This window comes from Arthrobacter sp. TRD_SC_6 (assembly GCF_055361185.1).
Map to the genome: position 1 here is coordinate 2714838 of NZ_CM143953.1, position 24201 is coordinate 2739038.

Annotated in this window: 24 protein-coding genes; 1 reads left to right on the top strand and 23 read right to left on the bottom strand. The window is 64.1% G+C overall.

Annotation, left to right across the window (positions count from 1 at the left end; genetic code table 11):
- Positions 1–20 precede the first annotated feature (20 nt).
- From rpoZ to pyrR, 10 genes are all read right to left on the bottom strand, one after another.
- Entirely contained in the window at positions 21–284 is a 264-nt protein-coding gene (gene rpoZ / locus ACWA1U_RS12825; RefSeq protein ID WP_463722562.1) for a DNA-directed RNA polymerase subunit omega, read from the bottom strand.
- Positions 285–322: 38 nt separating this feature from the next.
- Positions 323–892 (bottom strand): guanylate kinase, encoded by a 570-nt coding sequence (gene gmk / locus ACWA1U_RS12830; RefSeq protein ID WP_463722563.1) that lies wholly within the window; start codon positions 890–892, stop codon positions 323–325.
- Positions 893–906: 14 nt separating this feature from the next.
- Positions 907–1242, bottom strand: coding sequence for an integration host factor, actinobacterial type (mihF, locus tag ACWA1U_RS12835; RefSeq protein ID WP_463722564.1), 336 nt, complete (start codon positions 1240–1242; stop codon positions 907–909).
- Between the two features lie 99 nt (positions 1243–1341).
- Complete coding sequence (gene pyrF, locus ACWA1U_RS12840) at positions 1342–2205, bottom strand: orotidine-5'-phosphate decarboxylase (RefSeq protein WP_463722565.1); 864 nt, start codon at positions 2203–2205, stop codon at positions 1342–1344.
- Positions 2198–5503 carry a carbamoyl-phosphate synthase large subunit gene (carB, locus tag ACWA1U_RS12845; RefSeq protein ID WP_463722566.1) on the bottom strand — a complete coding sequence of 1102 codons (3306 nt, stop codon included), beginning with the start codon at positions 5501–5503 and terminating at the stop codon, positions 2198–2200. Before carB ends, pyrF begins: the two co-directional genes overlap by 8 nt.
- Positions 5504–6757 (bottom strand): glutamine-hydrolyzing carbamoyl-phosphate synthase small subunit, encoded by a 1254-nt coding sequence (carA, locus tag ACWA1U_RS12850; protein WP_463725043.1) that lies wholly within the window; start codon positions 6755–6757, stop codon positions 5504–5506.
- A gap of 8 nt (positions 6758–6765) precedes the next feature.
- On the bottom strand, positions 6766–7296 hold the full coding sequence (locus ACWA1U_RS12855; protein WP_463722567.1) for a PH-like domain-containing protein: 531 nt from the start codon (positions 7294–7296) through the stop codon (positions 6766–6768).
- Positions 7287–8612, bottom strand: coding sequence for a dihydroorotase (locus ACWA1U_RS12860; RefSeq protein ID WP_463722568.1), 1326 nt, complete (start codon positions 8610–8612; stop codon positions 7287–7289). Before ACWA1U_RS12860 ends, ACWA1U_RS12855 begins: the two co-directional genes overlap by 10 nt.
- Positions 8609–9652 carry an aspartate carbamoyltransferase catalytic subunit gene (locus ACWA1U_RS12865; RefSeq protein ID WP_463722569.1) on the bottom strand — a complete coding sequence of 348 codons (1044 nt, stop codon included), beginning with the start codon at positions 9650–9652 and terminating at the stop codon, positions 8609–8611. The genes ACWA1U_RS12860 and ACWA1U_RS12865 overlap by 4 nt, the downstream gene beginning before the upstream one ends.
- A complete protein-coding gene (pyrR, locus tag ACWA1U_RS12870) occupies positions 9649–10218 on the bottom strand; it encodes a bifunctional pyr operon transcriptional regulator/uracil phosphoribosyltransferase PyrR (RefSeq protein WP_463725044.1) in 570 nt (189 codons plus the stop codon). Before pyrR ends, ACWA1U_RS12865 begins: the two co-directional genes overlap by 4 nt.
- 104 nt (positions 10219–10322) lie before the next feature.
- On the opposite strand from pyrR, the gene ACWA1U_RS12875 reads away from it, so the two are divergent.
- A complete protein-coding gene (locus ACWA1U_RS12875) occupies positions 10323–11576 on the top strand; it encodes a PrsW family intramembrane metalloprotease (RefSeq protein ID WP_463722570.1) in 1254 nt (417 codons plus the stop codon).
- 55 nt (positions 11577–11631) lie between these two features.
- Here the strand turns inward: ACWA1U_RS12875 and nusB are convergent, their stop codons facing one another.
- The 13 genes from nusB to ACWA1U_RS12940 form a co-directional block, all read right to left on the bottom strand.
- On the bottom strand, positions 11632–12042 hold the full coding sequence (gene nusB, locus ACWA1U_RS12880; RefSeq protein ID WP_463722571.1) for a transcription antitermination factor NusB: 411 nt from the start codon (positions 12040–12042) through the stop codon (positions 11632–11634).
- Positions 12039–12602, bottom strand: coding sequence for an elongation factor P (gene efp / locus ACWA1U_RS12885; protein ID WP_463722572.1), 564 nt, complete (start codon positions 12600–12602; stop codon positions 12039–12041). The genes nusB and efp overlap by 4 nt, the downstream gene beginning before the upstream one ends.
- Positions 12603–12724: 122 nt before the next feature.
- A complete protein-coding gene (aroB, locus tag ACWA1U_RS12890) occupies positions 12725–13816 on the bottom strand; it encodes a 3-dehydroquinate synthase (protein ID WP_463722573.1) in 1092 nt (363 codons plus the stop codon).
- Positions 13813–14385 carry a shikimate kinase gene (locus ACWA1U_RS12895; protein WP_463722574.1) on the bottom strand — a complete coding sequence of 191 codons (573 nt, stop codon included), beginning with the start codon at positions 14383–14385 and terminating at the stop codon, positions 13813–13815. The genes aroB and ACWA1U_RS12895 overlap by 4 nt, the downstream gene beginning before the upstream one ends.
- Positions 14385–15584 (bottom strand): chorismate synthase, encoded by a 1200-nt coding sequence (gene aroC, locus ACWA1U_RS12900; protein WP_463722575.1) that lies wholly within the window; start codon positions 15582–15584, stop codon positions 14385–14387. Before aroC ends, ACWA1U_RS12895 begins: the two co-directional genes overlap by 1 nt.
- A gap of 31 nt (positions 15585–15615) precedes the next feature.
- Positions 15616–16512: a shikimate dehydrogenase family protein gene (locus tag ACWA1U_RS12905; protein WP_463722576.1), complete on the bottom strand. Its 897-nt coding sequence runs from the start codon at positions 16510–16512 to the stop codon at positions 15616–15618.
- The gene (mltG, locus tag ACWA1U_RS12910; RefSeq protein ID WP_463722577.1) at positions 16513–17733 is read right to left on the bottom strand and encodes an endolytic transglycosylase MltG; all 1221 of its coding nucleotides are present in this window, start codon (positions 17731–17733) and stop codon (positions 16513–16515) included. It lies immediately after the preceding gene.
- Complete coding sequence (gene ruvX, locus ACWA1U_RS12915) at positions 17730–18308, bottom strand: Holliday junction resolvase RuvX (protein WP_463722578.1); 579 nt, start codon at positions 18306–18308, stop codon at positions 17730–17732. Before ruvX ends, mltG begins: the two co-directional genes overlap by 4 nt.
- 19 nt (positions 18309–18327) lie before the next feature.
- Positions 18328–21006 (bottom strand): alanine--tRNA ligase, encoded by a 2679-nt coding sequence (gene alaS / locus ACWA1U_RS12920; protein ID WP_463722579.1) that lies wholly within the window; start codon positions 21004–21006, stop codon positions 18328–18330.
- A gap of 98 nt (positions 21007–21104) precedes the next feature.
- Positions 21105–21344 carry a DUF6167 family protein gene (locus tag ACWA1U_RS12925; RefSeq protein ID WP_463722580.1) on the bottom strand — a complete coding sequence of 80 codons (240 nt, stop codon included), beginning with the start codon at positions 21342–21344 and terminating at the stop codon, positions 21105–21107.
- A 42-nt stretch (positions 21345–21386) separates the two neighbouring features.
- A complete protein-coding gene (locus ACWA1U_RS12930; protein WP_463722581.1) occupies positions 21387–21761 on the bottom strand; it encodes a DUF948 domain-containing protein in 375 nt (124 codons plus the stop codon).
- Positions 21762–21912: 151 nt separating this feature from the next.
- Positions 21913–22539, bottom strand: coding sequence for a 30S ribosomal protein S4 (rpsD, locus tag ACWA1U_RS12935; protein WP_463722582.1), 627 nt, complete (start codon positions 22537–22539; stop codon positions 21913–21915).
- A 206-nt stretch (positions 22540–22745) separates the two neighbouring features.
- Positions 22746–24185, bottom strand: a complete 1440-nt coding sequence (locus tag ACWA1U_RS12940; RefSeq protein ID WP_463722583.1) for a replication-associated recombination protein A — start codon at positions 24183–24185, stop codon at positions 22746–22748.
- Positions 24186–24201 lie beyond the last annotated feature (16 nt).

Here is a 24201-nt window from a genome sequence, read left to right on the forward strand (position 1 = left end):
CGGTTCTACTGGTCTTTCAATTACTCCGCAGGTTCCACCATCGGCGACGAAACGAGCATGCCCTCATTGATCTCGCGAAGGGCGATGGATAGCGGCTTCTCGTTCAGGCGGGTGTCTACAAGCGGGCCCACGTACTCAAAGAGCCCCTCGTGCAGCTGCGAGTAATAGGCATTGATCTGGCGCGCACGCTTGGCTCCGTAAATCACCAGGGCGTACTTCGAATCAGACGCCTCCAGCAGCGAGTCGATCGGCGGATTGATGATGCCTTCGGGCTGAGTTGACACAAATTCTCCAAATAGTCTTGGGCCGGATTACCGTGCACTCAATGCGAGTGCGCAACCAGTCCCATCAATGAAACAAGCTCATCTGCTGCCCGCTCAACGTTGTCGTTAATCACGGTGTGGTCGAATTCCGACTCGGCAGCAAGTTCCAGTTTAGCGGTTTCCAGGCGTTGCTGCTGTTCCTCGGGCGTTTCGGTCCCCCGGCCGATGAGCCGGCGCACCATTTCTTCCCAGGAAGGTGGTGCAAGGAAGATGAAATTTGCCTCCGGCATGCTGACTTTGACCTGTCGTGCGCCCTGTAGGTCAATTTCCAGCAGGACCGATTTACCCTCGGCCATGGCGTTCTGGACAGTACTCCGAAGGGTGCCGTAGCGGTTGCGGCCATGAACCACTGCCCACTCGAGCATCTGGCCGGTTTCGACCAGCTGGTCGAATTCATCCGAGGATACGAAGTGGTAGTGAACGCCCTCCACCTCGCCGGGACGTGGAGCGCGGGTGGTCGCCGACACTGAAAGTTCAACTTCCGGGTAGTTGTCCCGGATGTAAGTGGAAACGGTGCCTTTGCCTACAGCCGTTGGGCCCGCCAGCACGGTCAGCCGCGGCTGATTCACAGGTACTTCCTTCTCTAGTTGCGGTTGCTCGTGCCCTGCTGGTCCAGATGCTCCACGAGCGCACGGCGCTGGTGAATCCCAAGGCCCCTGACCCTCCGGGTCGCAGCAATCCCCACGGCGTCCATAATACCGGCGGCACGCTTCTCACCAACGCCCGGCAATGCTTTGAGCAGGTCCAGCACGCGCAGCCTGCCAACTGCTTCATCAGTGGAGCGCCCGTTGATGACCTCGCCCACAGTGATGTCACCCGACTTGAGTTGGGATTTCAGTTCCGCGCGCACGGCGCGTGCGGCGTTCGCTTTCTCCCGTGCCAGTGTTCGTTCACTGTCGGTGAGGGGCTTCAGGCTCACTCGTGCTCCCTAAGCAGTTGGAACAGTTGGCGAGGCGCCGCCATTCTCGGATCTGTTGTCTGGGCTTCCCATGAACCTATCGGTAGGGATGGCAGAAAATCAATCCGTCGCCGGGGAGCATTGATCACCGGGTGACAACGTGTGCTGAGTAGCTTTGATTGCTGCCACCAGCGCCTCCACCGTTGGACCAGCCCGCAGGATGTCTCTGCTTGAGCTCGCGAGGACCACCCCTGATGCCCCCGCGAAGGTCCGTTCCAGCTCGGCACGGCCAGCTCCCTGCGCCCCGACGCCCGGCGCGAGGATGGGTCCGTTGAGTGAGGCCAGGTCGATGCCCAGCTTCGTGACGGCGTCGCCCGCAGTCGCTCCGATGACGAGGCCCACGGACCCGGGCCCGTCTCCGCGGTTCTCCTGGGCTGCCGCCGCTGCTATCGAGCGGGCCACGGAGGAATCGCCCCCAGCGTGCTGAACCGACGCCCCTTCGGGATTGGAGGTGAGAGCCAGCACAAACACTCCCCGGCCCGAGTCCCGTGCTGCGTCGAGCGCTGGCCGGAGGGACTCGAAGCCCAGGTAGGGACTCAGCGTTACGGCGTCGGCAGCCAGCGCGGACCCGTCGCGGAGCCACGCGTCCGCGTACCCGGCCATGGTGGATCCGATGTCGCCGCGCTTGGCGTCAGCGATGGTCAGCAGCCCGCGGTCGGCGCTTCCTGCGAGAAGTTCCTCCAGGACCGCCAGCCCGCGGGATCCGTGCCGCTCGAAGAGAGCCACCTGGGGCTTGATGATAGACACCCGGCCGGCGGCGGCATCCAGCACGCTCCCGGAGAACCGCCTCAGGCCCTCGGGAGTGTCCTCAAGCCCCCATGACTGCAGCAACGCTGGGTGCGGATCGATTCCGACACAGAGCGTTCCATAGGTGCCGACGGCGGCCGCGAGGCGACTGCCGAACGTTGCCTTGCCCTCAGGCATCTGCGGTTTCCACCTCACCGCGGATTGCGCGGGCGTGATCCTGCAGGCTGGTCACACTCCACTGGTAGGTGCGCAGCGCCTCGATTGCCTGAACCGCAGCGTTGAATTCGGCGACCGTGGTGATACACGGAATGCCGATCGATGTTGCGGCAGCCCGAAGCTCATAACCGTCGCTGCGCGCTTCCCCGCCGGACGGGGTGTTGAAGACCATGTCGATCTGGCCTGCCACGACGAGGTCGGCGATGGTCCCTTCACCGTCCGCGCCGCTGCCTTCAGCGACCTTACGGACTGGCGTTGCCTGAATGCCATTGCGGCGCAGGACGTCCGCGGTTCCACCCGTCGAGATGATCTCGAAGCCCAGGTCGGAGAGCCGCTTGACGCCCATGATGATCGAGCGCTTGTCACGGTTTGCCACAGAGACGAACACCTTACCCTCCGTGGGCAACGCATTGTTCGCGGCGGCCTGGCTCTTCGCGAACGCCGTGTCGAAGTGCTTGTCGATGCCCATCACTTCACCGGTTGATCGCATCTCAGGACCGAGCAGGGAGTCCACCACCTTGCCCTCAGGAGTACGGAAACGGCTGAAGGGGAGCACCGCTTCCTTGACTGAAACGGGGGCGTCCAACGGAAGGGTGGAGCCGTCACCGGTCTCGGGCAGAATCTTGTAGGCGGTGCGCAGTTGGTGGATGGTCACACCGGTACCGATCAAGGCGGCGGCTTTTGCCATCTGCACACCTGTTGCCTTGGAGACAAACGGCACGGTACGCGAAGCCCGCGGATTGGCTTCGAGGACGTACAGCACATCGGAGGCCAGTGCGAACTGGATGTTGATCAGTCCCCGTACGCCGACGCCTTCAGCGATGGCACGCGTCGCGACACGGACCCTCTCCAGGACGTCTGTGCCCAGGGTGATCGGGGGGAGCACGCAGGCCGAGTCACCGGAGTGGATTCCGGCTTCCTCGATGTGCTCCATGATGCCGCCGAGGTACATGTCCTTGCCGTCGAACAATGCGTCCACATCGATTTCGACGGCGTCTTCAAGGAAGCGGTCGATCAGCACGGGATGGTCTGCCGTGATTTCGGTTGCATTCGAGATGTAGCGGGACAGATTGGCTTCGTCGTAGACGATCTCCATGCCGCGTCCGCCAAGCACGTAGGAAGGACGAACCAGGACCGGGTAGCCGATCTCAGTGGCGATTGTGCGGGCGTCCTCGAAGGACACCGCTGTTCCATTCTTGGGTGCAATGAGCCCCGCCTCGTCGAGGACCCGGGCGAACTCGCCCCGGTGCTCGGCGAGGTCGATCGCCTCCGGTGACGTGCCGAGGATCGGAATGCCGGCGTCGGCCAGTTCCTTCGCGAGTTTCAGCGGGGTCTGGCCGCCGAGCTGGACGAACACGCCCATCACGCCGCCGGTCCGTTCCTCCGCGGCGATGACTTCGAGGACGTCCTCAAGCGTGAGCGGTTCGAAGTAGAGCCGTGTGGAGACGTCGTAATCGGTCGAGACAGTCTCCGGGTTGCAGTTCACCATCACGGTCTCGTACCCGGCCTTGCGGAGAGCCATCGTGGCGTGCACGCACGAGTAGTCGAACTCGATACCCTGACCGATCCGGTTCGGCCCCGAGCCGAGAATTATGATGGACGGCTTGGCATGCAGGCCGACCTCATCTTCCTCGTCGTAGGAGGAGTAGTGGTAGGGCGTGTAGGCAGCGAACTCGGCGGCGCAGGTGTCCACGGTCTTGAACACCGGCCGGATGCCGAGGGCGTGGCGGACTCCGCGGACCACCGCTTCGGGCGTGTGCGTCAGCAGCCCGATCTGCTCGTCGGAGAAGCCATGTCGCTTGGCCAACCGGAGCGTCTCAGGCGATATGCCCTTTTTCCTGACCGATTCTGCAACCTCGTTGAGCAGCACCAGTTGGTCCAGGAACCATGGGTCGATTCCCGTCGCTTCATAGAGTTCTTCGATGCTGGCGCCGCCCAGCAGGGCCCGCTGAACCTGCGAGAGGCGTTCCGTCGTCGGGCGCTTTGCAGCTTCGATGAGGGCCGGAACGTCGAAGTCATTGATCGGGTCGAAGGTGAGCTGCGAGCCCTTCTGCTCCAGCGACCGCAGTGCCTTCTGTAGCGCTTCGGTGAAGTTGCGGCCCATGGCCATGGCTTCGCCCACGGACTTCATCGTGGTGGTCAGCGTCGGGTCAGCCGCGGGGAACTTCTCGAAAGCGAACCGCGGCACCTTGACCACCACGTAATCGAGCGTGGGCTCGAAGGACGCCGGTGTCTGCTGGGTGATGTCGTTCGGGATTTCGTCGAGCGTGTAGCCAAGGGACAGCTTGGTGGCGATTTTGGCGATGGCAAAGCCCGTGGCTTTCGAGGCAAGGGCAGAGGATCGCGACACCCGCGGGTTCATCTCAATTACTACGACGCGCCCTGTAGCGGGTTCGACGGCGAACTGGATGTTGCAGCCACCGGTGTCCACGCCGACCTCGCGGATGACCGCGATAGAGATGTCGCGAAGGCGCTGATACTCGCGGTCGGTGAGGGTGAGCGCGGGGGCAACGGTGATCGAATCGCCGGTGTGAACACCGACGGGGTCGAAGTTCTCGATCGAACAGACAACAACCACGTTGTCGTTCTTGTCACGCATCATCTCAAGCTCGTACTCCTTCCAGCCAAGAATGCTCTCCTCGAGGAGCACCTCGCTGGTAGGGCTGTACTGGAGGCCCTGGCCCACGATGCGCCGGAGATCCTCCTCGTTGTAGGCAAGGCCGGAACCCAATCCGCCCATGGTGAAGGATGGGCGCACCACCATCGGGTATCCGAGGTCGACTGCGGCACTCAGTGCGTCGTCAATCGAGTGGATGATGCGGGAGCGGGCAGATTCAGCACCGCAGCGCTCCACCACTCCCTTGAACTTCTCGCGGTCTTCGCCAAGTTCGATCGCCGCAATATTGGCGCCAATCAGCTCGACGCCGTACTTCTCGAGCACGCCGTTCTTGTCGAGGGCGATAGCCGTGTTGAGCGCGGTCTGGCCGCCGAGGGTGGGAAGGATGGCGTCAGGGCGCTCCTTCTCGATGATTTTCTCAACCACCTCAGGCGTGATGGGCTCCACGTAGGTGGCGTCGGCGAATTCCGGATCGGTCATGATGGTGGCCGGGTTGGAATTCACGAGGATGACGCGCAGGCCCTCCTCCTTCAGGACGCGAAGCGCCTGGGTACCGGAGTAGTCAAACTCGGCCGCCTGGCCGATGACGATGGGACCGGAGCCGATGACCAGTACGGATGTGAGATCGGTTCTGCGGGGCATCTAGTTTTCTTCCTGCGCGGGTGTGGGAGCGATGGATACTTCGGACGCGTCGACGTCGGCGGGGTTTGAAGCCTGGGCGGCATCGGCCATGAGGTCGATGAACCGGTCGAAAAGGTAGGCGGAGTCGTGCGGACCGGCCGCGGCCTCGGGATGGTACTGAACGGAGAAGGCCGGCAGGTCAAGGCACGCAAGGCCCTCAACGACGTCGTCGTTCAGGCTCACGTGGCTGACCTCGACCCGGCCGAAGCGCTCCTCGGGTGCCTGCACCGGGCCATCGAGCGGGGCGTCGACGGCGAAGCCGTGGTTCTGGCTCGTGATCTCCACCTTGCCCGTCCGGCGATCCAGGACCGGCTGGTTGATCCCGCGGTGGCCGTAGCGGAGCTTGTACGTGCCGAAGCCAAGGGCGCGGCCGAGGATCTGGTTGCCGAAGCAGATGCCAAAGAACGGAGTGCGGGCATCGAGGACACGGCGCAGCAGCGAAACCTGTGCATCGGCGGTCGACGGGTCACCCGGGCCGTTCGACATGAACACGCCGTCGGCACCCACGGCCACGACGTCGTCGTACGTTGCATTTGCCGGGAGCACCACGGTACGGACACCGCGCTGCGCGAAGTGCTTCGGCGTCATCGCTTTGATGCCGAGGTCAAGGGCGGCCACGGTGAACCGCGGCTCCCCTTCCCACCCATGATCGGCGGGCTCGACGACGTACTGCGAGTCGATGCTCACTTCCTCGGCGAGGCGCGAGCCTTCCATGCCGCGCTGGCCAACGACGTCGGCGAGGAGCTCGGAATCGCTGCGCGTGGCGTCCGGGCCGGAGAAAATACCCGCCTTCATTGCCCCTCGCTCGCGCAGGTGCCTGGTCACCGCCCTGGTGTCGACACCCTGGATCCCCACAACGCCCTGGTCGATGAGCTCGGAGTCAAGGCTCCTCTCGGAGCGCCAGTTGGACGGCCGGCGCGCAGCATCCCGGACGATGTAGCCGGCGACCCAGATGCGGCGGGACTCTGCGTCCTCACGGTTCACTCCGGTGTTGCCGATGTGCGGTGCGGTCTGCACCACGAGCTGCCGGGCGTAGGAGGGGTCGGTGATGGTCTCCTGGTATCCGGTCATTCCTGTTGCGAACACGGCTTCGCCAAGTGCGGTGCCCTGTGCCCCGTAGCTGGTGCCCCGGAACGTGCGTCCGTCTTCCAGGACCAGCACCGCCGCGGTATTGGCTGCCGCGGTTGGCCCTGCGTTGTTTGGTGTTTCGTCCACCTGCGTTGTCACTGTGTTTCCTTGCTCGATGGGTTTGGTGAGGGTTCCGCGGGTTCGATCAGTGCGCTGACCGCTGCCAGGAGCTGCGGCTTGTCCGCCGCGTACCTGGTCCGGAACCCCGTGTCTAAAGTCTCTGTGCCGAGAGTCCAGCTGATGACGATCAGGCCGTCCTTCTCGACGAATTTGCCGGCCATGCCGCGTTCAAGCCGGGCGCTGAGCAGCTGGCTCCGCCCGATGTAGACCTCGCTGTCGCCGCTGCGGTCGAACAGCACGCCGTGCTCATAGACCTCGGCCGTAGCTGCCGCCTTGTTGCCGAGCCCGTGGGCGTTGACTCGGTCAAGCCAGTCGCCGCCCGTGGTGGTGACGACATACTGGCCCTCAGCCGTGTACAGCGGTTCGCCGCGGTCCTCCGGCGCTGCCGGCGGCGCCTCCACATGCTGCTGACGCCGTGTCCGGTTCCGCCAGCCGAGCGCCATCAGGCCTACAAGCACGACGACGGCGAGCAGGGACACGACGACGGCGGTAGTTCCTACATCCACGCTGGGTCCTCTTGCTTCCGGGCTGTATTGAGCCTGCCGTCCAGGACTGTGGGGTGGCCGGCGAAGAAGGTCGCAACGACGGCGCCCGGCAGCTCAAGTCCGGCGAAGGGACTGTTGCGGCCCTTCGTTGCCATCTTATGGGGGTCCACCGTCCAGCGTGCTGCCGGATCAACGAGCGTTACGTTGGCAATTTCGCCGGTGTCGATGGGCCTGCCCTGGCTGGCAACCCGGCCTATCCGCGCTGGGAGGACCGACGTCGCTTCCGCGAATCGTTCCCACCCCATGAGGCCGGTTTCGATCATGGCGTGCTGGACCACCGAAAGCGCAGTTTCAAGCCCGGTCATGCCCATCGCCGCCTGTGCCCACTCGCATTCCTTGTGCTCTGAGGGGTGCGGCGCGTGGTCGGTGCCGATGACGTCGATCGTGCCGTCGGCGAGGGCCTCGCGGAGGGCGGTGACGTCGTCGTCCGTGCGCAGCGGAGGGTTCACCTTGTAGACGGGGTCCCAGGAGCGCACCAGTTCGTCGGTGAGCAGCAGGTGATGCGGGGTGACTTCTGCCGTGACGTCGATTCCGCGCTGTTTCGCCCAGCGGATGATCTCCACCGACCCGGCCGTGGAGACGTGGCAGACGTGCAGGCGGGAGCCAACATGCTGGGCGAGCAGGACATCACGGGCGATGATGCTTTCCTCAGCGACGGCAGGCCACCCGGCGAGGCCGAGAACAGCGGAGACATCACCCTCGTTCATCTGGGCGCCCTCGGTGAGGCGCGGTTCCTGTGCGTGCTGGGCCACAACACCATCAAAGGCCTTCACATACTCCAGTGCACGGCGCATCAGCACCGGGTCGTGGACACAGATTCCGTCATCCGAGAAGACGCGTACCTGCGCCCGCGACTTGGCCATGGCCCCAAGCTCGGCAAGCCGCTCCCCTGCCAGCCCAACGGTCACGGCGCCGACGGGACGGACATCCACCCACCCTGCGCGCCGGCCAAGCGCGTGAACCTGCTCGACCACACCGGCGGTATCGGCCACCGGCATGCTGTTCGCCATGGCGTGGACGGCGGTGTACCCGCCAAGCGCTGCGGCCTGCGTGCCGGTTTCCACTGTCTCGGCATCCTCGCGGCCGGGCTCGCGGAGGTGGGTATGGATGTCGACCATGCCCGGCAGCAGCACCAGGCCGTCGGCGTCGATGACGACGGCGCCTGCCGCGGAGAGGGACCGTCCGCGCTCCGCAATGATCCCGTCAGCAACCAACAGGTCCACGCCCTTCTCCCCGGAAGCGGTGGTTGCGCCTTTGATCAGGTACCGGTCTGTCATGCTCTTGCCTCCTGGGCTGGCTCGGTGTGAAGTTGGGCTGTTTCCGTTGTTTCTGGAGTTTTCCCCGAGTGATCCCCGGAATCATCCCCGGAGAGCAGCAGGTAGAGGGCTGCCATCCGCACCGATACTCCGTTGCGCACCTGCGCGAGCACGGTCGAACGCGGGGAGTCGGCTGCAGCCGAGGAGATTTCCAACCCGCGGTTCATCGGGCCGGGATGGAGGATGATGGTGTCCTTCCCCGCGGCAGATTCAAGTGCGGCAAGCCGTTCGTCGTCGAACCCCCAGGTGCGTGAATACTCCCGCGCGGATGGGAAGAAGGCGGCGTGCATGCGCTCGCCCTGAACACGAAGCATCATGACGGCGTGGGGACTTTCCGCCAGCACCTCATCGAGGTCGTAGCTCACCCGGCACGGCCAGCTATCAACGCCGACAGGGAGCAATGTGGGCGGAGCCACCAGAGTTACCTCGGCTCCGAGCGTGTTGAGCAGCCAGAGGTTGGAGCGGGCGACCCGTGAATGCAGCACATCACCGACGATCGCGATCCTCAGGCCCTGAAGGCTGGTACCGGTGGACGGTGTTCCGGCACGTTGGGCCCAATGGTTGCGCAGGGTGAAAGCATCGAGCAGCGCCTGGGTGGGGTGCTCGTGGGTTCCGTCGCCTGCGTTGATCACTGCGGCGTCGATCCACCCCGAAGCCGCGAGACGCGCGGGTGCGCCGGAGGCCCAGTGCCGAATGACCACCGCGTCTGCACCCATTGCCTCAAGCGTCTGGGCAGTGTCCTTGAGCGACTCACCCTTCGATACTGAGGAGCCTTTTGCGGCAAAGTTGATGACGTCCGCCGAAAGCCTCTTCGCAGCAGCCTCGAAGGAGATCCGGGTTCTGGTTGAGTCCTCGAAGAAGAGGTTGACAACTGTGCGCCCCCGCAGCGCCGGCAATTTCTTGACCTCGCGCTCCCCCACGGCTGCCATTTCTTCGGCGGTGTCGAGGATCCTGATTGCGTCCGGCAGGCTTAGCCCTTCGGTGGAAAGCAGATGTCTCATGCGGGCCCCTCGATCACAACTTCGTCAACGGAATCGACTTCGCTGATGTGCACGCGCACCTTCTCGGCGGAGGAAGTTGGAAGGTTCTTGCCCACGTGGTCCGCCCGGATGGGAAGTTCCCGGTGACCACGGTCAACGAGGACAGCCAGCCGCACGATGCGGGGGCGGCCCAGGTCTACGATGGCGTCCAGCGCGGCGCGGATAGTGCGGCCGGAATAGAGGACGTCGTCAACGAGGACTATAACCTTGCCATCAATGCCCGACGACGGAAGTTTGGTGGGTCCCGGTGGCCGGGTGGGGTGCCGGCGGAGATCGTCGCGGAACATGGTGACGTCGAGGCGCCCAACAATGGCTTCCGGAGAAACACCTGGATCGGTGCGTGCGATTTTCTGGGCGAGCCGCTGGGCCAGGGGAAATCCGCGGCGCGGGATGCCGAGCAGTACCAGATCGGCCGACCCTTTGTTGGCTTCGAGGATTTCGTGTGAAATGCGCGTCAGCGCGCGGTCGATGTCGGCTTCGCCGAGCACCGTACGGGATACAAACCCTGCAGAATCGGGTATAGGCACACTCAAGGAACGCGTCCTCCTTCTCCGCCTCACAGGACGGCCTTTAAAGGGGTTGGCTGCGACCCAAAACTACCACAGCCGCACTTGACGCCTATTCTGTGTTGATGAGTATGAACGCCGGCAACGGCCCGCAACTCCCCACCCGGGTTCCCCCGCCGGCAGTCCTGTGGCAGCAGGTCCGCCATCCCTCGCATGTCCCGGCTGCCCCAGGAAGTTCTCAGGGTTTTCCGGCGATGCCGCAGCACGCGGGGAGGAGGGTCAGGTCCGGCTCGATAGTGAACGGCTTACTCCTCGTGCTGGCCGTGCTCGCGGTCGCGGGCGTGGGTGTTGTGCTCACAATCACGTTGGGGCCAAGCGCCCTGGCCCTCTGCGCGGTGCTCGCCCTCATTCCGCTGGTTATCTGCCTGCTGGGCCTCCGGTGGGTGGACCGCTGGGATCCGGAACCACGGGGTGCCCTCGCCTTCGCGTTCCTCTGGGGCGCCGGCATGTCAGTGGCGGTGACTCTCCTGATTGGCCCGACCGTCGCGACGGTCCTCACCGTGGCTCTCGACGGGGCGTCTCCCGATGTCGTCGGACCGGTCTTCCAGGCCCCGCTCGTCGAGGAACTTGCGAAGGGGCTCGGGGTTCTTCTCCTGGTGTTTTCGCGCCGCAGCCACTTCGACGGCCCGGTGGACGGGATCGTCTACGCCGGCACCATCGGTGCCGGCTTCGCGTTCACGGAGAACATCCTGTACTTCGGAGCTGAGATCGCCGACCCTGCGGGACTCGGCGCGCTGCTGACCGTCTTCGTGATGCGGGGACTGTTCTCGCCTTTTGCGCATGTGATGTTCACGGCGGCACTGGGGTTCGTGATCGGGCTTGCCATCGTCCGCAAAAACAACACTGGCCGGATAATGGCTGCGTTCGTACTGGGCCTGGTCCCCGCGGTCGCAGGCCACATGCTGTGGAACGGAGGATTGGTGCTGCTGTTCACCAACTTCTTCGAGTTCTACTTCCTGGTCCAGCTCCCGCTGTTCGCAGTAGTGCTCGCCGGGGTCCTGGCACTTCGGCGCGCCGAACGCAGGCTCACCTACCAGCGCCTGGCAGATTACGCCGGGGCCGGGTGGCTTACAGAGGAAGAGGTCGGATTGATCGCCTCGCCGAAAGGGCGGAACCAAGCCCTCAGCTGGGCGCACTCCTTCGGGGCGGGAGCCTTGATGAAGCAGTTCATTCGGACGGGGACAAGGCTGGCTTTCATCCGTCAGCGTTCCCTGGCTGGCCATGTGCAGCCCAGGGATATTGACCGGGAGCTTGGCCTACTCAATGAACTGACGGAGACCAGGGGCCTGATGTTCGCGGCCGCAGCGCGCAGGGTGTGAGGCGCATAGCCCTGGCGGCTTCGGGCCGCTGACCACGTGGAGCGCCCCGCTGTGCTCATGCGAGCAGAGTGGGCTTCAGCTGCTGCAGGCGGCCGAGCAGGCCGTTGATGAATGCGGGCGATTCATCCGTCGACAGCATGGTGGCGAGCTGGACTGCCTCGCTGACGGCCACGGAGTCGGGGACGTCGTCGTTGTACAGCAGCTCCCACGCACCGACGCGAAGGATCATCCGGTCCACGGCCGGCATCCGGTCCAGTGTCCAGCCCTGCGAGTAGGTGCTGAGGAATTCGTCGATCTGTTCAACGTGCGCAAGTACACCGTGGATGATGTCCACGGAGTACTCGTTGATGATGGTGTCGGTGTTCTCCCGGCGCGACTGCAGCGCCTCAACCGGCGAAACGAAACGCTGTTCAGCCTCGAAAAGGATGTCCAGCGCCCTGCGCCGTGCCTTGCTTCTGGCGCTCACTCGTTGACGCGTCCCAGGTAATCGCCGGTGCGGGTGTCAACCTTGACCTTGGTTCCGGTTTCGAGGAACAGGGGAACCTGGATCTCGTATCCGGTTTCGACGGTGGCCGGCTTGGTTCCACCGGTGGAGCGGTCACCCTGCAGGCCGCGCTCGGTGTAGGTGATTTCCAGCACTACCGACGGCGGCAATTCCAGGTAGAGCGGCGATCCTTCGTGCATCGCGATTGTCGCCATCTGGCTTTCCAGCATGAAGTTCTCAGCGCTGCCAACGGTGGCAGCCGGAACGGTGATCTGGTCGTAGTCGGTGGTATCCATGAAGATGAAGTCGTCGCCGTCTTTGTACAGGTACTGGTAGTCGCGGCGGTCCACCGTAGCCGTCTCGATTTTGAGGCCGGCGTTGAAGGTCTTGTCGACAACCTTGCCCGAAAGAATGTTGCGGAGCTTGGTGCGAACGAACGCTCCGCCCTTGCCCGGCTTCACGTGCTGGAACTCCAGTACGTTCCAGAGGTTGCCCTCGAGCTTGAGCACGGTGCCGTTCTTGATGTCGTTCGTGGTGGCCACGGATTCTCTTTCGTCGGTTTACAGATGTCGGTGGTGGACATCACTGCGTAATCACCGCAGCGGCCCGCCAAAAGACCAGAGTCCAGTCTACCCTGCCACGTGGGCGCAGGGTCGGGCGCTCGTCAGGAGGCGATCTCCTGGTACGCCGCGAAGAGCAGCGAGGTGTCCGGTACTTCCAGGATGCCGGGCTTCGCGAGCCCATCCAGGACCACGAAGCGCAGGAGGTCCCCCCGGGACTTCTTGTCCCGCCGCATGCCGTCAAGCAGCGCTGCCCACCGGTCCTTCCGGTAGGTTACCGGCAGCCCGAGCGCCTCGAGAATTCCCCGGTGACGATCGGCTGTGGCGTCGTCGAGGCGTCCGACCATCCGGGAAAGCTCGGCGGCGAAGACGAGGCCCACGGACACCGCGGCGCCGTGCCGCCAGGAGTAGCGTTCAGCAAGCTCGATGGCGTGGCCAAGGGTGTGCCCGTAATTCAGGAACTCCCTGTTGCCGGCCTCTTTGAAATCGTCCGAGACAACTGCAGCCTTGACCGCTATTGAGCGCTCGATGAGCTCGCGCACCGTATCGCTGGCAGGGTCCCTCACGGCCTCCGGATTCTCTTCGATCAGATCGAGGATGCGGGGATCGGCGATGAACCCGCATTTGACCACTTCCGCCATGCCGGTGACCAGTTCATTTACGGGAAGCGTTCCGAGCGCGTCGAGGTCCACCAGCACGCCGGCGGGCGGGTGGAAGGCACCCACCAGGTTCTTCCCCTCAGCCGTGTTGATTCCGGTTTTTCCTCCGACGGCGGCGTCAACCATGCCGAGCAGGGTTGTCGGCAGGTGCACAACCTTCACGCCCCGCAGCCAGGTTGCTGCAACGAATCCGGCGACGTCGGTTACAGCCCCGCCACCGACAGCGACGACGGCGTCAGACCGGGTGAAATCATTCTGGCCCAGGACCTGCCAGCAGAAAGCGGCCACCTGAATGTGCTTGCCTTCCTCGGCGTCGGGGATTTCAGCGGTGACGGCGGTGAAGCCGGCATCGGCGAGCTGCTCACGGACGGCGTCCCCCGTGCTGCGCAGCGCACGGGGGTGGATGACGAGGACACGGCGCACCCGTTCCCCGAGCAGCGGAGCCAGGCGGTCCAACAGGCCACGCCCGACGACGACGTCGTAGTTCTCAGACGAGGCGCTCCCCGTAACCCGAATGGCAGTTGGCTCAGCAGTCATGGCCGGATGTCCTTTTCCGTTGGGGAGTCTGTTCGGGCTGGTTCTGCACGCGCATGGCGCAGCTGTTCACTCAGTCGGTCCACGACGTCGTCAATTGTTGAGTTCCTCGTGTCGACCACGAGGTCGGCTATTTCTTCATAGAGCGGCCGGCGCTCCCGCTCGAGCAGGGACCATCTCTCACCGGCATCCCCTGCCAGCAGCGGCCGGCCGGTGTCGCCGGTGAGGCGGGGAAGGACGGTGGCTAGGTCCGCATCGAGCAACGCGACGATGGCCCGTTCCAGCAGGGTCCGTGTCCCCGGATGCAGCACTGCTCCCCCACCGAGCGATACGACGCTTTGAGGACCCGCACTCTGCAGCACTTCAGCCACTGCTTCCGCCTCAAGCTCACGGAACCTCGCTTCCCCCTGCAGGGCGAAGATTTCGGGGATGGCGCCGTGCCGTTCAACGATGAGCTGGTCAGTGTCAATGAACTGCCAACCGTGGCGGGCAGCGATGCGGCGTCCGATGGTGGACTTGCCTGTGGCCATCAGCCCGATCAGCACCAGCGGTTTGTGGGCCGCCGGCAACATCAGTCCGAGACCGAGTTCAGGGAAGCCGGGATGTTCGACAGATAAGACTCCAGGTTGCGCCTGGTTTCCTCCACCGAGTCACCGCCGAATTTCTCGGTGACCGCCTCGGCAAGGACGAGCGCGACCATCGCCTCAGCAACGACGCCGGCCGCCGGGACTGCGCACACGTCAGAACGCTGGTGGTGGGCTTTTGCGACGTCGCCGGTACTGACGTCGATTGTCTGCAGCGCCCTAGGAACGGTGGCGATGGGTTTCATCGCCGCGCGTACGCGGAGGACGTCTCCAATGCTCATGCCACCTTCGATGCCACCGGCCCGGTTGGTGGCGCGGGCAATGCGCCCGGACTCGCCACGGACAATTTCATCGTGGGCAGCGGACCCCCGACGGCGGGCAGTTTCGAAGCCGTCACCCACTTCGACGCCCTTGATCGCCTGAATGCCCATCAGGGCTCCCGCGAGGCGTGCGTCGAGCCGCCGGTCCCAGTGCACGTAGCTTCCGAGGCCGGGCGGCAATCCATAAGCCAGTACCTCGACGACTCCACCGAGGGTCTCGCCCTCTTTGTGTGCGGCGTCCACCTCGGCAACCATTGCGGATGATGTTTCCCGGTCGAAGCACCGGAGCGGATCCTGGTCCAGCGCAAGCAGATCCGAGTGCCGCGGCAACGCTGCACCCTCGGGGACGGCGACCGAAGCCACAGCTACCGTATGGCTGACGAGTTCGATGCCCAGGGCTGCGAGGAACCGCGCGGCCACTGTGCCCAGCGCCACCCGGGCGGCTGTCTCCCGTGCGCTTGCCCGTTCGAGCACGGGCCTCGCCTCATCGAAACCGTACTTCTGCATGCCGGTGAAGTCCGCGTGCCCGGGCCGGGGCCGGGTCAACGGTGCATTGCGTGCGGATTCCTTCAGGACGTCTTCGTCGACTGGATCTGCCGCCATGACCTGTTCCCACTTGGGCCACTCGGTATTGCCGACCTCGATCGCGACCGGACCACCCTGCGTAAGCCCGTGGCGCACACCGCCGATGATCCGGACCTGATCCTGTTCGAACTTCATCCGTGCCCCGCGCCCATAGCCGAGGCGACGGCGAGCCAGGGCTTCCTGGATCGCAACGCTATCGACCTCGACGCCGGCAGGCATACCTTCGATTATTCCGACCAGAGCAGGGCCATGGGATTCTCCGGCCGTCAACCAACGCAACATAACTCCATCCTGCCACGGGCGACCGGGGGGCTTAGCGCCGGGGAGCCCCCACAGCGTCACACATCACATTTATGACAGCGGGTTCGTCCCGGAACCCGTCACCGACAAACAGCTTCACCTGCTCAACGGCCTGGTAAAGCAGCATCTCCAAACCGGGGACAATGACACCTCCACGTTCGGACCACGCACGGGCGAGTTCGCTTGGCCACGGATCGTAGGCGACGTCCAGCAGCACCGCCCGGCTATTGCCCTCCCCGACCGCGCCGGGCTTAGCCGTGTCCGCCAGCGATTGTGCAAGCTCATCTGCACCGTGTGGAGGGAGGGTCGAAATCACGAGGGCGGATTCCAGGCAGTATCTGGCAGCTTCTCCAAACCCCGCCAGAATCACTTCAATGCCGAGCTGGTCGCCGAGGGCAACCAGGGGCTCGGCCCTGGACGAAGAGCGTACACACACCCGTACTGTCCTGGCGCCGAGTCGGGAAAGCGCTGCTACCGCGGCAGAGGCTGTGCCGCCGCCGCCGAGTATCACGGCCTGGTCAGGGGGCCGGGTGCCAGCATGCCGCACGGCATTGGCGATCCCGGCCACGTCGGTGTTGTAGCCGACGAGCCGACGGTACTCCCCCAAACCTCGGGGAACCACGGTATTCACCACACCGAGCGCGCTGACATCGGGGCCCAGCTCATCAAGGAACGGCAGCGTCGCCGCCTTGTGCGGCATGGTGACAGACAAGCCACGCCACGCGCTGTCCGCCCTGAGGTCGGCGATGAGACCTTGCAGTTCCCCCGGAGGTGTATCAATCGCTGTGTAGCTGCAGTCGAATCCGAGAAGTCCGTAGGCTGCGGAGTGCAGCCTGGGCGACTTTGAATGAGCGATAGGGTGCCCGGTTACACCGGCCCGGAACCGGACCGGCTGAACCGCGGGCAACACCTATTCGCACCTTCCAGGGTTGGCATCGCACCAGGCGAAGTATTCGTCAACGTAACCCGCGTGTTCAGCGAGCGTCTCGGAAAACTTGGTCTCGCCAGAGTCGAGATTCACCGTCACCCAGTAGAAGAACGGAACATCCTCTGGATTCACTGCAGCCGCAATGGCCTCGTCCCCCGGCGAACCGATCGGTCCCACCGGGAGCCCCGGGATCGCGTACGTGTTGTATGGATTGGATTCGTCAGCTTTTTCCGCGTCCGTGAGGTCATAGCTCTTACGCCCGAGTCCGTAGGTCACCGTCGCATCCGACTGGATGAGCCCGTTGGTCTCCGTGTTGTCGGGACCAAGCCGGTTCATGATGGCGCCGGCAACAGCTCCGTAGTCTGCCTGCCCGGCCTCAGCCTGGACAATGCTTGCGACCGTGAGGATCCGGTACTGCTCCGCCGCATCGGTAACGCCCGCTTCTTCCAGAGCCGCAAAGGTGTTTCCGACCATTTCCTGAACGACGTCAGCGGCTGTGACGTCAAGACCGAACCGGTACTCTCCCGGATGGAGGTAACCCTCGAGGCTGGGAGCCTGGTCCGGGATTCCGAACTGTGTAGGGTCTGCGGCCAGGGCCTCAAATTCTTCGCGCGGGATGCCTGTGGACTCCGCGAGGATGTCGAAGACTTCGGTTTGCCTGAGGCCTTGTTGAATGGGGACGTAGTGTACGCCTGCGTCTTCGGCGAGCAGCGCCTCCGCTGCCTGTTCCGCGCTCATCTGGTACTTCAGCTCGTAGTCACCGGGTTGGATTATGCGGCCGTCCGAAACAGAGGCGAGAGCGTTCACGAACTCACTGGCGTCCGCCACGATGTCCTGCTGCTCAAGGGCATTGCCCACAACAAGTTGGGCTGCGCCCTCCTCCACGGTAAATGTGACCGATCCATTACCCGGGCCAGCGTAATCCGTAACCTCCCCCACCCCAATGAGGTCCCGCAGGAACATGGCGACTGCAAAAACAACGCCGATGAAACCGAGGACGACGACGAGCATCACTATGGTGCGTCGGCGCCTGCGACGCTGGCGGGATTTTGATGGCCGCCGGGTGCGGCGGGAGGGCAGGTCTGCCTCGAAGAACTGCTCTACCGGTTCAGGATGGGTTGAGTAGTGATCATCGAGGTAATCATCGGGATGTTGGTCGGCGCCGGAGTCGGCTGCCGGGAAAGGAGGACGTCGGTGGCTCACTGCTCCTCTTCCCTCCCACTGTTGGATTGCGTAATGTCTGACTCCTCGGATGAGGCCGACGGTGCGCCTTTTGGACGCTTCCGCCGAGGTTGAACGACCGGCTCCCCCACATCCCGCTCAAGGTTTCGTTGCATGTCGATGGCGTGCTGAAGTATCTCTACGGCTGCCACCTGATCTACAACCTTACGATGATCGCGGCTGTTCAAGCCAGCCTGACGCAGCGACCGGTGTGCAGAAACAGTGGACAGGCGCTCATCGACGAGCCTTACGGTCGCCTCCAGTCCCGCTGAATCGAGCGCCTCGACCAGAGATGAAGCGTACTCGCGGGCCATCACCGTGGACGCCGAATCGGTGCCGCGCAGGTTGCGGGGCAACCCCACAAAGACCTCGACGGCGTCGAGTTCCCCGACAATTTTGGCCAACAGGAAAAGGTCACGTTTCTTTTTCCTGTCGCGGCTGAGGGTTTGCACCGGGGTGGCAACCAGGCCATCGCGGTCGCTGGCCGCGACACCCACCCGGACCATGCCAACGTCAACGCCGAGTTTCACGCCCCGGGGGTAGCCATGCGCTGTCACTGCGTCGCCAACACCAGTGCTAACGGGAAACCACGGCCGTACGGATTGCCTGGAGGGCAGCTGGCACCATGGAGGGATCCGATCCGCCGCCCTGCGCCATATCGTCCTTCCCGCCGCCGCCACCGCCGAGCACACCGGCAGCAGTACGTACCAGGGCGCCGGCTTTCACTCCGGCACTGCGGGCCTCCTCGTTGGTGACCACCAGAACGACCGGGCGTTCCTTGCTCACCCCGGCCACAGCAATAACCGCTGCGTCGGAGCCAAGGCGCCCGCGCAGGTCAAGGGCCAACGCCCGGAGGTCGTCAGCGCTGCTGATCACTCCGGCGTCGTGCCCGATGAGCCGTACGCCGCCCAGGTCTTCCGCGGTGTCGGTCAGGGACGCTGCGGCAGAGGAGAGCTGTTCCTTGCGGAGCCGTTCCAATTCCTTCTCGGCAGTTTTCAGGCGGTTGAGGGTGGCGCTGAGCCGTTCAGGCAATTGCGGTGACGGTACCTTCAGCATTTCGGACAGTTCGCTGACCAGTGCGCGCTCAGCGGCGCCGTGTCGGAATGCATCCATTCCGACCAGCGCCTCGACCCGCCGGTTGCCTGAACCCACCGACTGCTCACCGAGCAGTGTCAGGGTGCCGATTAGGGACGTCGAGTCAACGTGCGTTCCGCCGCACAATTCCCGGGACCAGGGTCCGTCAATCTCAACCACGCGAACGGTGTCGCCGTAGGCTTCGCCGAAGAGTGCAGTTGCGCCCAGCGTTTTGGCATCGTCAAGCGCCATGATCTTTGTATCGACGGGGTGGTTCCCGCGGATCGCCAGGTTGGATACTTCCTCAATCTCAGTACGGGCGCCCGGGCTAATTCCCTCTCCCCAGGCGAAGTCGAAGCGCAGGTAGCCGGCCTTGTTGAAGGAGCCCCGCTGCAGCGCTTCAGGGCCGAGGACCTGGTGCAGTGCCGCATGAACGATGTGCGTGCCGGAGTGTGCTTGCTCGCCCGCATGGCGGCGCTGACGGTCTACAGCCGCGGTGACGACGGCGTCGCGCGTGATCTCGCCTTCCCGCACCACGGCGCGGTGCACGCTGAGGCCCTTGACCGGACGCTGGACATCGGTCACTTCGACAACAAATCCGTTGCCCGTGATGCGCCCGGTATCCGCCGCCTGTCCGCCCGCTTCGGCGTAGAACGGCGTCTGGTTCAGAATCAGTTCGATCTCATCGCCGGCCCGCGCCACAGGTACGGATACGCCGCCGATGACGATTCCACGGACAACCGCTTCGCTGGTCAACTCGTCATAACCGGTGAAGAGTGTGTCCCCACTGGCCAGCAAATCGTTGAAGACCGACATGTCAGCGTGGCCGGCCTTCTTGCCCCTCGCGTCGGCCTGCGCGCGCCGGCGCTGCTCGAGCATGAGGGAGCGGAACCCCTCAGCATCCACCTGGACGCCGGCTTCCTCAGCCATCTCCAGCGTCAGGTCGATTGGGAAGCCATAGGTGTCGTGCAGGCTGAATGCTTCCTCACCCGTCAGGGCACGGCCCACACTCTTCGATTCCTTCACAGCTTCCTCAAGGCGGGCCGTGCCTGACGCTATGGTGCGCAGGAAGGCTTTTTCCTCGGCGTAGGCGATCCGGCTGATGCGCTCGAAGTCCTGCTCGACCTCCGGGTACACACCCTTCATCGCGTCACGGGAGACGGGCAGCAGATCGGGGAGGCACGCTTTCTCGACACCGAGGAGGCGCATGGCGCGCACAGCCCGGCGGATCAGGCGGCGCAGCACATAACCCCTGCCCTCGTTGGAGGGGCTCACGCCGTCGGTAATCAGCATGAGCGCGGAACGGATGTGGTCGGCAACCACACGCATCCGTACGTCGTCCTGGTGGTGGGGATCGTCGTCGGACTCTGCACTGGTGTACTCGCGGCCGGAGAGTTCGGACGCCTTGTCGAGGACCGGCCGGACCTGGTCGGTCTCATACATGTTCTCCACGCCCTGAAGGATCATCGCAAGGCGCTCAAGTCCGAGCCCGGTGTCGATGTTCTTCTTCGGCAGCTCACCGGCGATGTCGAAGTCGTCCTTGCTGCGTACGGCTGAGAGTTGGTACTGCATGAAGACAAGGTTCCAGATCTCTATGTAGCGGTCCTCATCGGCCTCAGGCCCGCCGTCCTTGCCATACTCGGCGCCGCGGTCATAGAAGATCTCGGAGCAAGGTCCGCCGGGACCGGGCTGGCCCGTGTTCCAGTAGTTGTCCTTCTTACCCATTTTCTGGATGCGCCCAGCGGGGAACCCCACTTCGTCGCGCCAGATGGCAAGGGCTTCCTCGTCCTCCTCATACACCGTGACCCACAACCGGTCAGCTGGCAGGCCGAACCCGCCGTCGTCCACGCTTGCGGTCATCAGTTCCCAGGCCATGCGGATGGCATTCTGCTTGAAGTAGTCACCGAAGGAGAAGTTTCCGCACATCTGGAAGAACGTGCCATGGCGGGCCGTCTTACCGACCTCCTCGATGTCCGCGGTGCGGATGCACTTCTGGATGCTCGTCGCCCGGTCGAATGGAGGAACTTCGCGCGCAGTCAGGTAGGGAATGAACGGCACCATTCCCGCCACGGTGAACAGCAGCGAGGGGTCGCTCGACACGAGTGAGGCCGACGGAACCCGGGTGTGGCCCTGGCCCTCGAAGTAGTCGAGCCAGCGGCGGGCAATCTCTTGGGACAGCATGTGAATCCTTTTGGTTTGCGGGGGAACGGTGCGCTGCGGTTCTGGAGAACGGGTGCCGAAGCAGGTACGGAGCCGTGGCTGGAGTAGCGCTGAAGCGCTCAGACTCGCGCGTCGGTCTCGGTGTCGGCGTCGATGCCGAGCGCCGTGCGCAGATCGGTTTCGCGCTCCTGCATGCCCTGGCGCAGCGCATCAGCGAAGTCCGACACGCTGTCAGCCAACTGCGCCACCGTGCGGTTCAGGCCCTCCGGGCCGACCGCAGACTTCATGGCGGAAACTTTCCGCACGGCCACCACGCCGATGGCCACTCCGGCGGTGAGCCAGAAAACTCGTCTGATCATTTAGGAGATCCTCATTCTGTCTAGGCGAATCGGTTGCGGCAGTCAGCGACTACGACGGCGCGGCGACGGCTTCCGCCTGGACGCCAATGCTGCACGCACACCGTAGGAGAAGGCGGCGACCTTGATGATCGGCGATCCGACGGTTGCAGCGACGAGCGAAGAGAGCGCAGAAATATTTGCTGACGCGTCGGAGACGTGGGAGGTGATGCCGTCGACGTTCTTCAACTGCTGATGGGTTGTCGTGACGGTGCTCGTCACCTCGTCGATCAGCGGAGTGGTCCCGTCGCTGACCGTACGGATCGCCTGGCGGAGCTCATCAAAAACTTTGCCGAGCTTCCACACAGGAACGGCAAGCAGAGCCACGAGGACCGCAAAAACCCCGGCAGCGATCAGCCCGGCGATATCTCCACCTGACATGTTTGAACAACTCCTTAAGCACTCGGCCTCGGCGGACTGATACCCGCAATTCCCTATGTACCTTACCTACTGAAGAGCCCGCGGCGTGCGCCGCGGGCTCTTCAGTACTGATATTCAGTTTGCGTGCAAAGACCGCACGGAATGCTGCTGCCTAGCGAGCGTAGTATTCCACCACGAGCTGCTCTTCGCAGGTCACAGGGACCTCGGAGCGCTTGGGGCGGCGAACCAGCCGGGCCTGCAGCTTCTCAAGCTGTACGTCAAGGTAGGCAGGCACTGCGGGAAGCACGTCGCGGTGCGCGCCGGCTGCAGCAACCTGCAGCGGAACCATGGTCTCGCTGCGGGTGTGGACGTGGATCAGCTGTCCCTCTTTGACGCGGAAGGATGGGCGGTCCACGCGTGCGCCGTCAACCATAATGTGGCGGTGGACCACGAGCTGGCGTGCCTGGGCGCTGGTGCGGGCGAAACCTGCACGCAGAACCAGGGCGTCAAGACGCATTTCGAGCAGTTCGATCAGGTTTTCACCGGTCAGGCCAGCGGTGCGGCGGGCCTCTTCGAAGACGCGGGCCATCTGCGCTTCGCGGATGCCGTACTGGGCGCGCAGACGCTGCTTTTCACGCAGGCGTACCGCGTAGTCGCTGTCCTGCTTGCGGCGGGAGCGGCCGTGCTGACCCGGCGCGTACGGGCGACGCTCCAGGTACTTCTCGGCCTTAGGGGTCAAAGCAATGCCGAGGGCGCGCGAGATGCGCACCTTACGGCGGGCACGTGTGTTGTTAGCCACGTTCACCTTTCAATGTTTCTGCGGCAAAGCAGTCTGCTGCGGTTCTCGCCTCAGCAGGACGCTTTCTTGTGTGGCTGGCCTCCACGTTCGGAGAGCCGGAAGGGGCCGCATTTTCCGGTGCTACAGTCCGCGGGCCTCGCCAAGGTGCAGTGATCCGCACATGGGTGAGCCGCGACTTGCCAGTCAACCGTCAATACTAACAGCAGTCAGCGCCTGCGAATAATGGCGCGGAGCTTCTCCAAGCGGGCGGATACAGCCCGCTCGGCTCCGCGGTCAGTGGGCTCGTAGTAGTCCTTACCGACGAGGTCATCCGGCGCATACTGCTGGGCGGCGATGCCGTGGGCCTCGTCGTGGGAGTAGATGTACCCCTTCCCGTGCCCCAACTGGCGTGCGCCCGGGTAATGCGCGTCGCGGAGGTGAGCCGGGATTCCCTGGCCCTTGCCCGCCCGGACGTCTGCAATGGCCTGGTTGATTCCGTTGTAGGCGGCGTTCGACTTTGGCGCGGTAGCTATGTGCACAACCGCCTCGGCGAGAATGATCCGCCCTTCGGGCATCCCCACAAGTTGAACAGCCTGGGCAGCGGCAACAGCGGTCTGGAGCGCCGTGGGGTCGGCCATCCCCACATCTTCTGCGGCCGAGATCATCAGCCTGCGCGCAACGAACCGCGGGTCCTCCCCCGACTCAAGCATCCGCGCAAGATAGTGGAGCGCTGCGTCGACGTCGGAACCCCGCAGCGATTTGATGAACGCGCTGGCAACGTCGTAGTGCTGATCCCCCGCGCGGTCATACCTCAGCGCGGCAACATCCACCGCCTTCTCCGCGTGAGCCAGGGTAACCCGTACCGGCTCGTTCGAAGGTTCGGAATCAGCGCTGCCATCCGACGGCGTTGAAAGGTCCGACGCCGTTGGCTCCCCGGACTGCGCGACGGCGGCAGCAGCTTCCAGTGCCGTAAGTCCCCGGCGCGCGTCTCCGGCGGCCAGGCGCACCAGGTGGGTGAGGGCGTCGTCGTCGAGCGCTATCTGATCGGCAAGGCCACGGGGGTCCGTCGCTGCGCGGCGTAAAAGCGCCGCAATGTCCTCCTCGTCCAAAGGCCTCAGCGTCTGCAGAAGGGAGCGGGAAAGCAGGGGGGAGACCACCGAGAAGGAGGGGTTTTCGGTGGTAGCGGCGATGAGGACCACCCACCCGTTCTCCACGCCGGGCAGCAGTGCGTCCTGCTGCGCCTTATTGAAACGGTGAATCTCATCGAGGAAGAGGACAGTGGTGATGCGGTGGAGGTCCCGGGATGACAGTGCCTCATCCATCACGCGCCGGACGTCCTTAACACCTGCCGTTATGGCGGACAGTTCCACGAACTTTCGCCCGGGGCCCCGCGCAATGACATGCGCCAGGGTGGTCTTTCCGGTACCCGGTGGACCCCAGAGAATCACCGAGGTGGGTGCTCCAACACGGGCGGCGGGTTCGCCTCCCGCGAGCATCCGCAGCGGTGAACCTGGTCCGAGCAGATGCTGCTGACCGACAACCTCGTCAACGCTCCGCGGCCGCATCCTGACCGCCAGGGGGCTCCTCGGCCTGTTCCAGGTGCCAGCTGAGCCGGAGGGCTGATGGTCATCCTGTTCGTTGGGATCCAGGCTGAATAGGTCATTCACAGTGCCAAGGCTACTG

Coding starts and splice junctions, on each gene's coding strand:
- aroB (WP_463722573.1), bottom strand. CDS start 13,816: ATGACTGCTGAGCCAACTGCCATTCGGGTTACGGGGAGCGCCTCGTCT.
- pyrF (WP_463722565.1), bottom strand. CDS start 2,205: ATGCCTGAGGGCAAGGCAACGTTCGGCAGTCGCCTCGCGGCCGCCGTC.
- ACWA1U_RS12860 (WP_463722568.1), bottom strand. CDS start 8,612: ATGACAGACCGGTACCTGATCAAAGGCGCAACCACCGCTTCCGGGGAG.
- aroC (WP_463722575.1), bottom strand. CDS start 15,584: ATGTTGCGTTGGTTGACGGCCGGAGAATCCCATGGCCCTGCTCTGGTC.
- ACWA1U_RS12875 (WP_463722570.1), top strand. CDS start 10,323: ATGAGTATGAACGCCGGCAACGGCCCGCAACTCCCCACCCGGGTTCCC.
- carB (WP_463722566.1), bottom strand. CDS start 5,503: ATGCCCCGCAGAACCGATCTCACATCCGTACTGGTCATCGGCTCCGGT.
- alaS (WP_463722579.1), bottom strand. CDS start 21,006: ATGCTGTCCCAAGAGATTGCCCGCCGCTGGCTCGACTACTTCGAGGGC.
- ACWA1U_RS12895 (WP_463722574.1), bottom strand. CDS start 14,385: ATGTTGCCGGCGGCCCACAAACCGCTGGTGCTGATCGGGCTGATGGCC.
- ACWA1U_RS12930 (WP_463722581.1), bottom strand. CDS start 21,761: ATGTCAGGTGGAGATATCGCCGGGCTGATCGCTGCCGGGGTTTTTGCG.
- ACWA1U_RS12925 (WP_463722580.1), bottom strand. CDS start 21,344: ATGATCAGACGAGTTTTCTGGCTCACCGCCGGAGTGGCCATCGGCGTG.
- ACWA1U_RS12865 (WP_463722569.1), bottom strand. CDS start 9,652: ATGAGACATCTGCTTTCCACCGAAGGGCTAAGCCTGCCGGACGCAATC.